Source organism: Azospirillum agricola (assembly GCF_017876095.1).
Classification (GTDB): Bacteria; Pseudomonadota; Alphaproteobacteria; order Azospirillales; family Azospirillaceae; genus Azospirillum; species Azospirillum agricola.
Window position 1 is genome coordinate 186,985 of record NZ_JAGINM010000005.1, and the last position, 14,555, is coordinate 201,539.

Annotated in this window: 12 protein-coding genes; 6 read left to right on the forward strand and 6 right to left on the reverse strand. The window is 70.9% G+C overall.

The features are described 5' to 3' along the window. Positions 1-30 precede the first annotated feature (30 nt). Entirely contained in the window at positions 31-1,227 is a 1,197-nt protein-coding gene (locus tag J2847_RS09245; RefSeq protein ID WP_209778712.1) for an ROK family protein, read from the reverse strand. Between the two features lie 307 nt (positions 1,228-1,534). On the opposite strand from J2847_RS09245, the gene J2847_RS09250 reads away from it, so the two are divergent. From J2847_RS09250 to J2847_RS09270, 5 genes are all read left to right on the forward strand, one after another. Further along, positions 1,535-3,028: a sugar ABC transporter ATP-binding protein gene (locus J2847_RS09250; RefSeq protein WP_209778713.1), complete on the forward strand. Its 1,494-nt coding sequence runs from the start codon at positions 1,535-1,537 to the stop codon at positions 3,026-3,028. Then, positions 3,000-4,043 carry an ABC transporter permease gene (locus J2847_RS09255; protein WP_209778714.1) on the forward strand — a complete coding sequence of 348 codons (1,044 nt, stop codon included), beginning with the start codon at positions 3,000-3,002 and terminating at the stop codon, positions 4,041-4,043. The genes J2847_RS09250 and J2847_RS09255 overlap by 29 nt, the downstream gene beginning before the upstream one ends. 44 nt (positions 4,044-4,087) lie before the next feature. After that, the gene (locus J2847_RS09260) at positions 4,088-5,068 is read left to right on the forward strand and encodes a substrate-binding domain-containing protein (protein ID WP_209778715.1); all 981 of its coding nucleotides are present in this window, start codon (positions 4,088-4,090) and stop codon (positions 5,066-5,068) included. A gap of 91 nt (positions 5,069-5,159) precedes the next feature. Next, entirely contained in the window at positions 5,160-6,215 is a 1,056-nt protein-coding gene (locus J2847_RS09265) for a sugar phosphate isomerase/epimerase family protein (protein ID WP_209778716.1), read from the forward strand. 14 nt (positions 6,216-6,229) lie between these two features. After that, complete coding sequence (locus tag J2847_RS09270) at positions 6,230-7,420, forward strand: Gfo/Idh/MocA family protein (protein ID WP_233474394.1); 1,191 nt, start codon at positions 6,230-6,232, stop codon at positions 7,418-7,420. A gap of 85 nt (positions 7,421-7,505) precedes the next feature. On the opposite strand, the gene J2847_RS09275 is transcribed toward J2847_RS09270, so the two are convergent. The 4 genes from J2847_RS09275 to J2847_RS09290 all read right to left on the reverse strand — a co-directional run bounded on the left by J2847_RS09275 (position 7,506) and on the right by J2847_RS09290 (position 13,543). Next, a complete protein-coding gene (locus tag J2847_RS09275) occupies positions 7,506-7,826 on the reverse strand; it encodes a YgaP family membrane protein (RefSeq protein WP_209778717.1) in 321 nt (106 codons plus the stop codon). A gap of 73 nt (positions 7,827-7,899) precedes the next feature. Continuing rightward, a complete protein-coding gene (locus J2847_RS09280) occupies positions 7,900-9,072 on the reverse strand; it encodes a DNA polymerase IV (RefSeq protein WP_209778718.1) in 1,173 nt (390 codons plus the stop codon). 166 nt (positions 9,073-9,238) lie between these two features. After that, a complete protein-coding gene (locus J2847_RS09285) occupies positions 9,239-9,892 on the reverse strand; it encodes a response regulator transcription factor (RefSeq protein WP_209778719.1) in 654 nt (217 codons plus the stop codon). A gap of 60 nt (positions 9,893-9,952) precedes the next feature. Beyond that, positions 9,953-13,543 carry a PAS domain-containing hybrid sensor histidine kinase/response regulator gene (locus J2847_RS09290; protein WP_209778720.1) on the reverse strand — a complete coding sequence of 1,197 codons (3,591 nt, stop codon included), beginning with the start codon at positions 13,541-13,543 and terminating at the stop codon, positions 9,953-9,955. 369 nt (positions 13,544-13,912) lie between these two features. On the opposite strand from J2847_RS09290, the gene J2847_RS09295 reads away from it, so the two are divergent. Further along, positions 13,913-14,164 (forward strand): hypothetical protein, encoded by a 252-nt coding sequence (locus J2847_RS09295; protein ID WP_209778721.1) that lies wholly within the window; start codon positions 13,913-13,915, stop codon positions 14,162-14,164. Positions 14,165-14,238: 74 nt separating this feature from the next. Here J2847_RS09295 and J2847_RS09300 read toward each other — a convergent pair whose 3' ends face one another. Further along, positions 14,239-14,514, reverse strand: coding sequence for a hypothetical protein (locus J2847_RS09300; protein ID WP_085552567.1), 276 nt, complete (start codon positions 14,512-14,514; stop codon positions 14,239-14,241). Positions 14,515-14,555: the final 41 nt, after the last annotated feature.

Consider the following 14,555-nt stretch of genomic DNA (forward strand, 5'->3'; position numbering starts at 1 on the left):
CTCCCTCTCCCGCCCTGGGAGAGGGCAAATTCAGCGTCCGCCCGCCAGGATGGTTTCCTGCAAGGCCAGCACGCCGGCCCCGATCACCCCGGCGCTTTCCACCTGCGGCACATACTGGATGTCGAGGTGGCGCGTCGACAGGGCCAGCGAGCGCTGGTAGACGCTCTGCCGGATCGAGGCGAGCAGCAGCGGCCCGATCTGGGCGATGCCGCCGCCGATGAAGACGTGCGACGGGTTGAAGAAATTGACCACGGCGGCCAGCATCCGGCCGATCTGCACCCCGGCCCGCTGGACGATCGCCGCCGCCGCCGCGTCGCCGGCCCGGCTGGCGTTCCCCAGCTCCACCGGGCTGATGAAGCCGTTGAGGTCGAGGATCTCCCTCAGGCGCGGGCTCTCGCCGGCGCGCGCCGCCTCCTCGGCCATGCGGGCGATCGCCGGGCCGGCGGCCATCGCCTCGACGCAGCCGGCGTTGCCGCAATGGCAGAGCGGGCCGTTGGGATCGACGCAGATGTGCCCGACGTCGCCGGCCGAGCCGTCGGCCCCGCGATAGACGGTGCCGTGGCAGATCACGCCGCAGCCGATGCCGGTGCCGATCTTGAGCACCAGGAAATTCTGCAACTGGCCGCGCAGGCGCCAATGGGTGCCGAGCGCCATCACGTTGACGTCGTTGTCGACGAAGACCGGCGCGCCGTACTCCGCGCCCAGCTCGTCGCGGATCGAGAAGCCCTCCCACCCCGGCAGCAGCGGCGGGTTGACCAGCAGGCCGCTGTCGAAGGCCACCGGGCCGGGCACGCCGACGCCGATCCCCAGCACCCGGTCGCGGGTCAGTCCGTGCCGCTCCAGCGCCTCCCCCAGCAGCGCGCGCGCGCGGGCGAACAGCGCGGCCGGACCGGCCTGGACGTCGGCCGGCTCCGACCGGTGGTCGAGCAGGGTCATGTCCGGGGCGAGCAGCGCGACGTCGAGGCTGGTCGCCCCGACGTCGATCCCCGCTAGCACGCCCATCCGGTGGCTCAGGTGCAGCATCTCCGGCCGGCGCCCGCCGGAGGACGGCAGGTTGCCGCCCTCCTCGATCAGGCCGCGCCCGATCAGGCTGGCGATGACCAGGTTCGCCTTGCTCTTGGAGAAGGCGGCCGAGCTGGCCAGCTCGCCGCGCGACAGGCCCGCCGACCAGAACAGGCGCTCCAGCAGGGCGCGCTCGCCGGCCGACAAATGCTGCCAATTCACCACGGACCGCACCCTCCCCCTCCCCGCCTTGCCCCGGTTTCCGTCCCGCCGAACCATCCCCGGCAAGACCCGATCGGAGCACAGATCGGATTCCAAGGAAACAGACTTTCCACCCGAACCGGACCATCTTGGAACATATTATGGTCGAAGATGACCATTGTCTGTCCAAACTCGCCTTTGTATGATGGACGGACTGAAGGAAGCGGCAACGGGCGCCCCGGCTCCCGGACGACACGCTCCGCATCGGGAGAAACGTCATGGCCGATCTCGTTCGTCCGATGGCCGCCCGGTCGCCGCGAAAGGCGGCGCCATGAGCCTGCACGTCGCCTTCGAGGGCATCACCAAGGAATTCGGCGCCGTCCGCGTCCTGCACGGCGTCAGCGTCGAGCTTCAGCCCGGCCGCGTCTACGGCCTGCTGGGCGAGAACGGGGCCGGCAAATCGACCCTGATGAAGATCCTCGCCGGCTACCACGCCCCCACCGCCGGCACCCTGCACATCGACGGGGAGGCCCGGCGCTTCGCCTCGTCGCGCGAGGCGGAGCAGCAGGGAATCGTGCTGATCCACCAGGAACTCAGCCTCGCCGACGACCTGACCATCGCCCAGAACATGTTCCTCGGCCACGAGATCCGGCGCGGCTGGCTGCTCGACGACCGGGCGATGCGCCGGAAGGCGGAGGAGGCCCTGCGGCAGGTCGGCTTCGAGGGCGACCCGGACCTCAAGGTGCGCGACCTGATCGTCGCCGAGAAGCAGCTCGTCGAGATCGCCAAGGCGCAGGTCCGCAACGCCCGCCTGCTGATCATGGACGAGCCGACCGCCAGCCTGACCCCGGCCGAGTGCGAGCGCCTGTTCGCCCTGATCGGGCGGCTGAAGCGCGCCGGCGTGACCATCGTCTACATCTCGCACAAGCTGGACGAGGTCGAGCGGATCACCGACGAGGTGGTGGTGATGCGCGACGGCCGCTTCGTCGCCCGCGCGCCCACCGCCGAGACCTCGCGCCACCGCATGGCGACGCTGATGGTCGGCCGCGAGCTGACCGACCTGTTCCCGGCCAAGCGGGTGGCGCCGACCTCGGGCACGCCGCTGATGTCGGTGCGCGGCTTCACGGTGCCGGGCTGGGCGGAGGCGGTGGATTTCGACCTGTGGCCCGGCGAGATCCTGGGTTTCGCCGGGCTGGTCGGCGCCGGCCGCACCGAGCTGTTCGAGGGCATCCTGGGCCTGCGCCCGCACAGCGCCGGCCGCGTCACGCTGGACGGGCGCGAGGTTCGGCTGCGCGGCCCGCGCGAGGCGATGCGCCACGGCCTCACCTACCTGAGCGAGGACCGCAAGGGCAAGGGCCTGCATGTGAACCGGTCGCTGCGCGACAACCTCACCCTGATGACGCTCGACCGCCACGCGCACCCCCTGCTGTCCGGCCGTTCGGAGGACGGGGCGCTGGGACGCGCCGTCGCCGCCTTCGGCGTCCGTGGCGACCCGGAGGGCCGCGCCTCCTCCCTGTCCGGCGGCAACCAGCAGAAGCTGGCGATCGCCAAGTATCTGGAGCCCGACCCGCGCGTGTTCGTGCTCGACGAGCCGACGCGCGGCGTCGACGTCGGGGCCAAGCGCGACATCTATTTCCTGGTCGAGCGGCTGGCCGCCGAGGGGCGGGGCGTGATCGTCGTCTCGTCGGAACTCATCGAGCTGATCGGGCTGTGCCACCGGGTGATCGTGATGCGGGGCCGCCGGGTGACGGCGACCCTGCCCGCCGAGCGGCTGACCGAAGAGGAGTTGATTGCCCATGCCATCGGCACCCACACCCGCCACTGAGACGGGCGCCACTGACACGCCTCCCGGTGTGGACAGGGCCGGCAAGCCGAAGGCGCCGTCCCGGCGCTTCGACCCGCACCGCTACGGCCCGCTGATCGGGCTGGGGCTGCTGCTGGTCGTCGGCACCCTGCTGAACCCGGATTTCGCGACCTGGGACAACTGGATGAACGTGCTGACGCGCACGGCCTTCATCGGGATCATCGCGATCGGCATGGGATTCGTCATCATCTCCGGCGGCATCGACCTGTCGGTCGGCTCGATGGCGGCGCTGATCGCCGGCGTGATGATCCTGCTGATGAACGCGCTGGCCGGGTCGCTCGGCTCGCCGGTGCTGGTGGTCGTGGTCGGCATGCTGGCCGCCGTGGCGCTCGGCGGCGCCTTCGGGCTGGCGCACGGCTTCCTGATCACGCGGGGGCGGATCGAGCCCTTCATCGTGACGCTCGGCACGCTGGGCATCTTCCGCGCGGTGCTGACCTGGCTGTCCGACGGCGGCGCCATCACGCTCGACGGCGACCTCGCCGATGTCTACAGCCCAGTCTATTACGGCAGCCTGCTCGGCATCCAGACCCCGGTCTGGATCTTCGTCCTGGTGGCGGTGGCCGGCGCGGTGCTGCTGAACCACACGCCCTTCGGCCGCTACGTCCAGGCCATCGGGTCGAACGAGCTGGTGGCGCGCTACGCGGCGGTCGACGTCGACCGGGTGAAGCTGCTGACCTACGCGCTGCTCGGCGCCTGCGTCGGCATCGCGACGGTGCTCTACGTGCCGCGCCTGGGCTCCGCCTCGCCGACCACCGGCCTGCTGTGGGAGCTGGAGGCGATCGCGGCGGTGATCGTCGGCGGCACCTCCTTCAAGGGCGGCGAGGGGCGCGTCGCCGGCACGGTGATCGGCGCCATCCTGCTGTCGGTCATCAGCAACATCCTGAACCTGACCAGCATCATCAGCGTCTACCTGAACGCGGCGGTGCAGGGCTGCGTGATCATCGCCGTCGCCTTCCTGCAACGGCGGCGTCCTTGAGTCACTCTGTGGACCAACCAGAAAACAACGGTGGAGAAAACGTCATGACGAAGGTTGCGACTGTCGCCCGGCGCTCTGTCCTCGGTGCCGGTGCCGCCCTGCTGGCATTGGCCGGGACCGGCGGGTTCGCCCTGGCGGCGGAGACGGTGAAGCTCGGCGTCTGCATCCCGGCGGCCACCCACGGCTTCACCGGCGGCATCGTCTGGTGGGCCAACGAGGCCAAGAAGGAGCTGGAGAAGGCCCACCCGAACCTGAAGATCACCATCAAGACGGCCGGCGGCGCCCCGGAGCAGGCCAACCAGCTCCAGGATCTGGTGACCGTCACCAAGATCGACAGCCTCGTGATCTTCCCCTTCGAGTCCGCCGCCCTGACCCAGCCGGTGGCCCAGGCCAAGAAGAAGGGCGTCTACGTCACCGTCGTCGACCGCGGCCTGACCGACACCAGCGCGCAGGACGCCTACATCGCCGGCGACAACACCGCCTTCGGCCGCATCCCGGCGGAATACATCGCCAAGAAGTACAACGGCAAGGCCAACATCGTGGCCCTGCGCGGCATCGCCACCACCATCGACAACGAGCGCTGGAACGCCTTCACCGAGGTGATGAAGAAGCACCCGGACATCAAGATCCTCGACGCCAAATACGCCAACTGGAACCGCGACGACGCCTTCAAGGTGACGCAGGACTACCTGACCCGCTTCAAGGAGATCGACGTCGTCTGGGCGGCCGACGACGACATGGCCTTCGGCGTGCTCAAGGCGATCGAGCAGGCCAAGCGGACCGACATCAAGGAGGTCTTCGGCGGCGCCGGGTCCAAGACCATGGTGAAGACCATCCTCGACGGCTCCAACCCGCTGATCCAGGCCGACGTGTCCTACTCGCCGAAATTCATCTACGACGCCATCAAGATGACGGCGGAGGCCCGGCTGAAGGGCGCGGCGCTGCCGGCCACCCACATCATCCCCTCGTCGCTGATCACCAAGGACAACGCCAAGGACTTCTACTTCCCGGACTCGCCCTACTGAGAGCGGACCGTCCAGTCTCCGGGCGTCGCCGGCACGGCGGTGTCCCGGACCGGGCGGTTCGATGCGAACGCATCGGATGGAAAGGACGTCCATGAAGACGATCAAGGGACCCGCCATTTTCCTGGCGCAGTTCGCCGGCGACGCGGCGCCGTTCAATTCCCTGGAGGGGATCGCCCGCTGGGCCGCCGGTCTGGGCTTCAAGGGCGTGCAGATACCCTCCTGGGACCGCCGCCTGTTCGATCTGGAAAAGGCCGCCACCAGCGCCGCCTATTGCGACGAGGTGAAGGGCGTCCTGGCCGACGCGGGCGTCGCGCTGACCGAGCTGTCGACCCATCTCCAGGGGCAGCTCGTCGCCGTGCATCCGGCCTACGACGCCATGTTCGACGGCTTCGCGCCGCCGGAACTGCGCGGCCGTCCGGAGGCCCGCCAGGCCTGGGCGGTGGAACAGCTCATGCTGGGTGCCAAGGCATCGGCCAATCTGGGCCTGACCGCGCACGCGACCTTCTCCGGCTCCCTCGCCTGGCCCTTCCTCTATCCCTGGCCGCAGCGCCCGCCCGGCCTGATCGAGACCGCCTTCGACGAGCTGGCGCGGCGCTGGCGGCCGATCCTCGACGCCTTCGACGAGGCCGGCTGCGACCTCTGCTACGAGGTCCACCCCGGCGAGGACCTGTTCGACGGCACGACCTTCGCGATGTTTCTCGACCGCGTCGGCGGCCACGAGCGCTGCAACATCCTCTACGACCCCAGCCACTTCGTGTTGCAGCAGCTCGACTACCTCTCCTACATCGATGTCTTCCACGACCGCATCCGCATGGTCCATGTGAAGGACGCGGAGTTCAACCCGAGCCCCTACCAGGGGGTCTATTCCGGCTACGCCTCCTGGCCGGAGCGCGCCGGGCGCTTCCGCTCGCTGGGCGACGGGCAGGTCGATTTCGGCGGCATCTTCTCCAAGCTCACCCAGTACGGGTTCGACGGCTGGGCGGTGCTGGAATGGGAATGCTGCCTGAAGCATCCCGAGCAGGGCGCCGCCGAGGGCGCCCGCTTCATCAACGACCACATCATCCGGGTCACCGACCGCGCCTTCGACGATTTCGCCGAGGCCGGAACCGACCTCGCCGCGAACCGCCGCATCCTCGGGCTGGGGTGAGGAGACGAGACATCATGGGCAAGAACGGTGCATCCCCGCCGTCCTCCACATCAACGCCCCTCGGGCGGCGCCTGCGGCTGGGCATGGTCGGCGGCGGGCAAGGGGCGTTCATCGGCGGCGTGCACCGCATCGCCGCGCGCCTCGACGACCGCTACGAACTGGTGGCCGGCGCCCTGTCCTCCGACCCGGACCGCGCCTGGGCGAGCGGCGCCGAGCTGTTCCTGGCGCCGGACCGCCGCTACGCCGACTTCACCGCCATGGCGGCGGCCGAGGCGGCGCGGGACGACGGCATCGACGTGGTGGCGATCGTCACCCCCAACCATCTGCACCACCCGGCGGCCAAGGCGTTCCTGGAGGCCGGCATCCATGTGATCTGCGACAAGCCGCTGGTCCACACGGTCGAACAGGCGGAGGAGCTGGCGGCGCTGGTCCGCGACCGCGGGCTGGCCTTCGTCCTCACCCACAATTACAGCGGCTACCCGATGATCCGGCAGGCCCGCGCCATGGTCGCGGCCGGCGCGCTGGGGCCGCTGCGGGTGGTGCAGGTCGAGTACGCGCAGGACTGGCTGGCGACCCCGCTCGAGGCGACCGGCCAGAAACAGGCGGCGTGGCGCACCGACCCGGCGCTCAGCGGCGCCGGCGGCTGCATCGGCGACATCGGCACCCACGCCTTCCAGCTCGCGGAATATGTGTCGGGGCTGGCCTGCCGGTCGCTGGCCGCCGACCTGTCCTCCTTCGTGCCCGGCCGCAGCCTGGACGACAACGCCCACATCCTGATGCGCTACGGGTCGGGCGCGCGCGGGATGCTGTGGGCCAGCCAGGTCTGTCCGGGCAACGGCAACAACCTGAAACTGCGGATTTACGGCGAGGCGGGCGGGCTGGAATGGCGGCAGGAGCGCCCGGAGGAGCTGCGCTTCTCGCCCCTGGGCGAACCGGCGCGGACCATCCTGCGCAACGGGCCGGGCGCCCTGCCCGCCGCGACCCGCGCGTCGCGCATCCCGGCCGGCCATCCGGAGGGCTATCTGGAGGGCTTCGCGCAGATCTACCGCGACGCCGCCGACCTGATCACCGCCCATCTGGAGGGGCGCCCGCCGCCCGACGAAGCGGCGGACCTGCCGGGCGTCGAGGACGGCGTGCGGGGCGTGCGCTTCATCCACGCCGCCGTGGAATCCAGCCGGCATGACGCGGCCTGGGTGGAGCTGTGAGGCCGGCGGCTCATCCGACACGTCATGCCCGTGGTCGGCACGGGCATGACGGAGGGTCGATGGGCGGCCGTTCCCTCGCGCCCCCTCAATAGCTGCGGGTCATCTCCGGAACCGGAGGCGCCTCGGCCCGGTCGTGCGACGTCCCCTCGTCCCAGCCGAGCCGCTCGTGCGACCCGCCGCCCTCCAGCCGCTCCTTGATCGGGCAGTGGCCGCTCATGCCGCGCGCGACCAGGGCGGCGCCGACCAGCCCCATGATCGCTCCCGGCACGCTGGCCCCCTTGCGCAGGCCGCCGGCCGCGACGGCGAGGCCGAGGCCGGTCGAGAGGACCCGCTCGCCGAGCCCGAGATTCTGGCCGCCCTGGAAGGCGCTGTCGTAGGCGTGGCGGATGGTGGATTGGGCGCTCATGGCGACTCCATGGAAAGGGTGCGTGTCAGTGTGCCCTTCTCAACGGCGGGAGCGGCCTCCTGTTCCGTCGCCCTCACCGCCCGAACAGGTCCAGCTCCGGATCGGGCGCGCTTTCGGGGTCGGTCAGGTCGGTGCAGCCGATGCCGATCAGGCGGAAGGCGCGGCCGTCCACCTCGCGCTCCAGCAGGGCCAGCCCGGCGGCGAGGATGGCGTCGGCCGAACGCGTCGGCTCGACCCGGCGGGAGCGGGTGAGCTGCTGGAAATCCTTGGTCTTCAGCTTCAGCACCACGCTGCGGCCGAGCAGCCCCTCGCGCTCCATCCGCCGCGCCACCTTGGCGGCCAGCGGGCGCAGTTCCTCGGTCAGGGCCGGCAGGGTGGTCATGTCCCAGTCGAAGGTTTCCTCCGACGAGATGCTCTTGCTGACCGATTCCGGCTGGACCCGGCGCTGGTCCTCGCCGCGCGCGAAGTTGAACAGCACGCGGCCCATGGCGCCGTAGCGCTTGACCAGCCAATGCTCGTCCTTGTCCTGGAGGTCGCCGACGCGGGTGATGCCGTCGGTGAACAGCCTGCGCTCCAGCGCCGGGCCGACCCCCCACAGGATGGTGACGCGCCTGGGCGCCAGGAAGGCCGCCGCCTCGCTCCGGCCGAGCACCGAGAAGCCGCGCGGCTTGTCGAGATCCGACGCGATCTTCGCCAGCAGCTTGTTGTAACTGAGGCCGATGGAGGCGGTGATGCGGAGGTCGGTCTCGAAACGGCGGACGATCTCCACCAGCGCCTGGGCCGGGCTGATGCTCAGACGCTCCTCGACGCCGGTCAGGTCGAGATAGGCCTCGTCGATGCTGATCGGCTCGACCAGCGGGGTGAAGGCGGCCATGATGGCGCGGGCCTGATGGCCGACCTCCCGGTATTTGGCGTGGTCGGGCCGGATGATCGTCGCGTCGGGGCAGCGGTCGAGCGCCTCGCGGATCGTCATCGCCGAGCGCACCCCCGACATGCGCGCGACGTAGCAGCAGGCGGCCACCACCCCGCGATGGTCCTCGCCGCCGACGATCACCGGACGGCTGGCCAGCTCCGGCCGGTCGCGCTTCTCCACCGTGGCGTAGAAGCTGTCGCAGTCGATGTGACCGATGGACAGCGCGTGCAGCTCCGGATGGCGGAACAGCCGCCGGCTGTCGCATTTCGGGCAGCGCGCCGCGTCCCCGCGCAGGGCGGCGGCGCAGTCGCGGCAGACGCAGGATGCGGTCATGGCGTGCCCTCCTTCCCGGCTTGCCTCACGCGGCGCCCAGGAGGCCCTGCTTAGCAAATTACGGCTCGGCGGACCAGCTTTCGAGTACGAACACGGAACATTCCGGAAGCCCGGCGGCTCCGGCCGGACGCCCCCATACGCCCCCATGCGACCTTCGCGAAACGCCTCAGCGCAGGATGTCCCCCTCCACCGCCAGCTTGCCGGCGACCACCGCCGCCTGGGTGCGGCTGACCACGTTCAGCTTGCGCAGGATGCTGGAGACATGGACCTTCACCGTCTGCTCCGAGACGTTCAGCTCGCCGGCGATCTGCTTGTTCAGCTTGCCGTCGACGATCATCGTCAGGATGCGCAACTGCTGGGGCGAGAGGCTGGCGAAACGGCGGGCCGCCTCGGCCTCGTCGGCCTCCGGGCTGCCCAGCCCGCCCAGCGGCGGCGCCCAGACGGCGCCGCCGAGGATGGCGCGGATGGCGTCGGCCATCGCCGCCATCGACAGCGATTTCGGGATGTAGCCCGAGGCGCCATAGGCCAGCGCCCGGCGGATGGTGTCGGAATCCTGCAAGGCCGACAGGATGGCGACCGGCACCGTCGGGTGGTGGGCCAGCATCAGGAACAGCCCGGCGAAACCGTTGGTCCCCGGCATGTTGAGGTCGAGCAGCACGAGGTCGACGTCGTCCGGCCGCTCCGCCACCGCCGCCATCACCGAATCGAGGTCGAGGCATTCGACCACCGCGACCTCGGGCATCGCCTTGCCCAGCGCGTCGCGCAGCGCCGCCTGGACCAGCGGATGGTCGTCGCCGATGACAATCGTCGTCCGGGTCATGGCCCGCGTCTCCCCCCTATCCGCGCCGTCCGGCTTGTGCCGCCGGTTCCGGCCCCTTCCCTAACGCTCCGCCACCGCCGTCGTCTGCAAGGCCGCCCCATTGAGGAAGCGGCGCAGCGAGGCCGGCTTGACGGGCTTGTAGAGCACGCCGCAACCGGCGCGCTCGGCCTCCGCCCGCACGATCTCGGAACGGTCGGCGGTGATCAGCAGCCCCTTCACCGGACGGTCCCACAGTTCCCGCAGCCGTTCCAGCACCATCAGGCCGGTCAGCCCGCCGCCGACGTGATAATCGACACAGACCACATCGGGCAGCGCTCCGTCCAGCGCCGCCAGCGCGCCCTCCACCCCCGAGGCGGTCGCCACCCGGCAGCCCCACTGGCCGAGCAGGGCGCGCAGGCCGGCGAGGATCGCCTCCTCGTTGTCGATGCACAGCACCAGCAGACCGCCGGCCAGCTGCCCGGCGGGCGCGGCCGCCGGCCGGGCGGCGGAGACGGCGCGATGCTCGGCCACCGGCACCTCGACCGCGAAGCCGGTGCCGCGCCCCAGGGTGGAGCGCAGCGTCACCGGATGGCCGAGCAGCTTGGCGATGCGGTCGACGATGGCCAGCCCGAGCCCCAGGCCGCCCGGCCCCAGCCGGTGATCGGCGACGCTTCCGGCGCCGTCGCCGCCCAGCCGGCGGAACTCCTCGAACACCTCACCGCGCTTGTTCTCGGGAATGCCGGGGCCGGTGTCCCACACCTCGATGCGCAAGGCCCCGCCGCGCCGCCGGCAGCCCAGCAGCACCCGCCCCTTCGGCGTGTAGCGGATGGCGTTGGCCAGGAAATTCTGCAACACCCGGCGCAGGAGCTGCGGATCCGAGCGCACCACGGCACCGCAGCCGACCACCCGCAGCGTCAGCCCGCGCTCCTGCGCCAACGCCGAGAACTCGACGCCGAGCCCGCTCAGCAGCTCGCCGATGGCGAAGGTCCGGATCTTGGCCCGCACGTTGCCGGCGTCCAGCGAGGAGATGTCGAGCAGCCCGCCCAGCAGCATCTCGGTCGAGCGCAGCGCGGCGGCGGCGTTGTCGACCATCGCCCCTTCCGCCGCGCGCTGGTCCGGCCCCGGCGCGGCTTCCCGCACGCTCTCCTCCAGCGCCGAGACGAACAGCCGCGCCGCGTTCAGCGGTTGCAGCAGATCGTGGCTGGCGGCGGCGAGGAAGCGGGTCTTGCTGGCGTTGGCGGCCTCGGCCTCGGCCTTGGCCTGCTGGAGCGCGTCGGTGCGCTCGCGCACGCGGTGCTCCAGGCTCTCGTTGGCCTCGCGCAGCGCCTCGGCGGCGCGGTAGCGCTCGGTCACGTCGGCGTAGGTCGAGACGTAGCCGCCCTCCGGCATCGGGTTGACCACGATCTCCAGCACCGTGCCGTCGGGGCGGCGGCGCTCGTAGCGGTAGGGCCAGCTCTGGCCCGCAGCCTCGCGGCCGACCAGCAGATCCCGCAGGTCGCGCACGCCGTACTCGCCGCGCGCGGTGTTGAAGCGGATCAGGTCGCCGAAGGAAACGCCGACCCGCACCATGTCCGCCGGCAGGTCGAGCAGTTCCAGGTAACGGCGGTTCCAGGCGGCCACCCGGAACTCGGCGTCGATCACGCAGACGCCCTGGCCGATGTTCTCCAGCGTCTCCTGCAACAGCTTTCGGTTGAAGAGCAGCGCCTCCGACGCCTCGTCGAGCATCGCCATGGCGTCGCCGCGCGACAGCGAGCGCCCTTGCAGCGAGGCCGCCATCACCACGCGGGCCGAGGCGGCGCCCACCGCCCCGGCGATCAGCGTCTCGGTGAAGCGCACGGCGTCGAGATCGGCCGGCCCGGCCCTTCCGCCCCGGCCGGCGCCATAGGCGTCGAAGGCGGCGTTGCCGCGCTCGGCCCCAACGAAGCGGACGGCCAGCGCCCGCAGATCGTCCAGCCGCGCCGGGGAGCGGGCGAACGGACGGCTCTCCTCCACGTCGGCGAAGCGGGTCTCGATGTAGGCGGCGGCCTGGGTGCGCTCCACCGCGCTCGGCCGCGCCAGCAGCGAGCCGGCGACGAAGGCGATCAGGTTGGCGAGCAGGCTCCACAGGCTGGCGTGGGAGATCGGGTCGAGCCCCTCGATCCCGAACAGCGCCCCCGGCGCCAGCCAGCCGATGCCCCAGGGGCCGTCGTCCAGGAAGCCGGCGGGGATCGGCACGATGCGGGCCATCGCCGGCACCAGCAGCGTGTGGATCCATACGAGGAAGCCGGCGCCCATCCCGGCCAGCGCCCCCACCCGGTTGGCGCGCGGCCAGTAGAGCGCCCCGAGGAAGGCCGGCCCGAACTGCGCCACCGCGACGAAGGACAGCAGCCCGATGACGGTCAGCGGGTAGCCCTTGTCGACCAGCCGGTGCATGAGGTAGGCGAGCAGCAGGATGCCGACCACCGACAGCCGGCGCACCAGCAGCAGCGTGCCGACCATGTCGCGCCCCGTCTCGCCGCTGCCCAGCCGGGCGGCGAAGCGCGGCCGGCGCAGCAGCAGCGGCATCACCACGTCGTTGCACAGCATGGTGCTGAGCGACACCGCCGCGACGATGACCATGCCGGTCGCCGCCGACAGCCCGCCGATGAAGGACAGCAGGCTGAAGCCGTTCGCCCCGGCGGCGATCGGCAGGGTGATCATGAAGGTGTCGGGGTTGACCAGCCCGTCCCCGAAGGTGACCAGCCCGGCGACCGCGATGGGGATCATCAGCAGGCTCAGCGCCAGCAGGTAGGACGGGTACATCCAGGCGGCGGCGCGGACATGGCGCGGGTTCTCGTTCTCCACCGACAGGACGTGGAACATCTGCGGCAGGCAGAGGAAGGCGACGACCGAGATCGCCGTGTTCGACCACCAGGTCGGGTGCAGGAAATCGGGATCGAGCAGCGGCGCCGCCTGCGGCCGCGACAGCAGGTCGCCGAACCCGTCGAACATGCCGTAGACGATGAAGACGGCGACGGCGACGAAGACCGCCAGCTTGACCAGGCTCTCGAAGGCGATGGCCAGCATCAGGCCGCGGTGATGCTCGCTGGCGTTGATGTGGCGGACGCCGAACAGGATGCTGAAGACCGCCATCGCCCCGGCGACCGCGAAGGCGGTGTCGCCCCAGAAGGGCGGCTGCGCCTTCGCCGCCGCCAGCGCCGGGGCGGTCAGCACGTCGAAGCTGGCGGCGACCGCCTTCAATTGCAGCGCGATGTAGGGCAGCACGCCGACCAGCGCCGTCAGCGTGACCAGCGCCGCCACCGCCTGGCTCTTGCCGTAGCGGGCGCCGATGAAGTCGGCGATCGAGGTGACGTTCTGCGCCTTGGTGATGGCGATGGTCTTCAGGAAGACCGGCCGGGCGAACAGCAGCAGGATGGTCGGCCCGAGATAGATCGGCAGGAAGTCGAAGCCGCTGGCCGACGCCCGGCCGACCGAGCCGTAGAAGCTCCAGCTCGTGTTGTAGATGCACAGCGTCAGCGCGTAGAAGACCGCCGCCCAGCGCGAGGTCAGCGAGACCAGGGCGCCGCCGCCCGCCCGGCCGCCGCCCGCCCCGCCCCCGGCGCGCGGGTCGGTCTGGCGGTCGCCCCACCACGCGATGGCGAACAGCACGCCCAGATAGGCCGCCGACACGGCCAGCACCAGCCAACTCTGCACGGCAACCGACCTTCCGCGATTCCGCCCGTCCCGAGCCCCGGCGGACGCCCGTTCAAGCCCCTCTCCTTGAGGGAGAGGGGCCTTCGGTCGGCGTCGACAGCCAAGGTCCCCCACCCTAGCCCATCGGCCGAAGCGCCGCCAACGGCGGCCCCGGCGATTGCCTGTTTTTCAGGCACACCGGAACCAAGGTAGGGGGCATCCGGGCGACCCCGGCGGAATCGCCCGGACGGGAACCAAGCGGCAACCCGACCGATTGTCATGGGAATGCGTCGCGCCCGACCCAATCTGTGGCAAGATGGGCCGTCACGGGTCGGCCGGCATCGGGCCGGCCCCGGTTCGACGCCCAACGGAAGACGGACGCCCAATAGAATGCTGATCGACGCGTATTTGGGATTTCGGGTCGGGGACGTCGTCCTCGACCGCGCGGAGCTTGCGGCCGGCACCGCCACCATCAAGGAAATCCACGTCGTCCCCTGCGACTGGGCGCATGGGCTGACGGGGATCGCCGTGATGGAGAACGGCGCCGAACGCTTCGTGGTTCAGCTCAAGAAGGTCCGCCCGACGGAAGAGGCGGAGGAAAGCCAAAGCAACGTCCGCCCCCTGCGCCACCGCGTGCGGTGAGATCGCAATGACGTGAGCCGTCCCGCCGCCGGCGGCGGGACGGACACGCACCGGTCGGTGCCGGTCAATGCCGGTCAGTGATGGACGGCGACCCGCCCGGTGTCGACGCGGGCGATGGCCGGCAGGCCGCGCAGGAAGGCGGCGCCGGTGTCGGTCGCCTCGAAAAGCACATGGCCGCAGCGGTCCTGGCCGCGGAAACGCGCCTCCTTGGCCATGCCGGCGGAGCGCACCGCCTCCGACAGTTCGGACACGGCCTTCCACACGCGGGCGCGATGCTCGGCGGCGCTGGCGCAGCCGGAGGCGTCGGCGATGGCCAGGGTAACGGTGAAGGAATGAAGTTCGATCGCCATGGCGGCACCACAAAGTCTGTGGATTGAGGGAGAAGAGAAGA

Coding starts and splice junctions, on each gene's coding strand:
- J2847_RS09250 (WP_209778713.1), top strand. CDS start 1,535: ATGAGCCTGCACGTCGCCTTCGAGGGCATCACCAAGGAATTCGGCGCC.
- J2847_RS09255 (WP_209778714.1), top strand. CDS start 3,000: ATGCCATCGGCACCCACACCCGCCACTGAGACGGGCGCCACTGACACG.
- J2847_RS09260 (WP_209778715.1), top strand. CDS start 4,088: ATGACGAAGGTTGCGACTGTCGCCCGGCGCTCTGTCCTCGGTGCCGGT.
- J2847_RS09265 (WP_209778716.1), top strand. CDS start 5,160: ATGAAGACGATCAAGGGACCCGCCATTTTCCTGGCGCAGTTCGCCGGC.
- J2847_RS09270 (WP_233474394.1), top strand. CDS start 6,230: ATGGGCAAGAACGGTGCATCCCCGCCGTCCTCCACATCAACGCCCCTC.
- J2847_RS09275 (WP_209778717.1), bottom strand. CDS start 7,826: ATGAGCGCCCAATCCACCATCCGCCACGCCTACGACAGCGCCTTCCAG.
- J2847_RS09280 (WP_209778718.1), bottom strand. CDS start 9,072: ATGACCGCATCCTGCGTCTGCCGCGACTGCGCCGCCGCCCTGCGCGGG.
- J2847_RS09285 (WP_209778719.1), bottom strand. CDS start 9,892: ATGACCCGGACGACGATTGTCATCGGCGACGACCATCCGCTGGTCCAG.
- J2847_RS09295 (WP_209778721.1), top strand. CDS start 13,913: ATGCTGATCGACGCGTATTTGGGATTTCGGGTCGGGGACGTCGTCCTC.
- J2847_RS09300 (WP_085552567.1), bottom strand. CDS start 14,514: ATGGCGATCGAACTTCATTCCTTCACCGTTACCCTGGCCATCGCCGAC.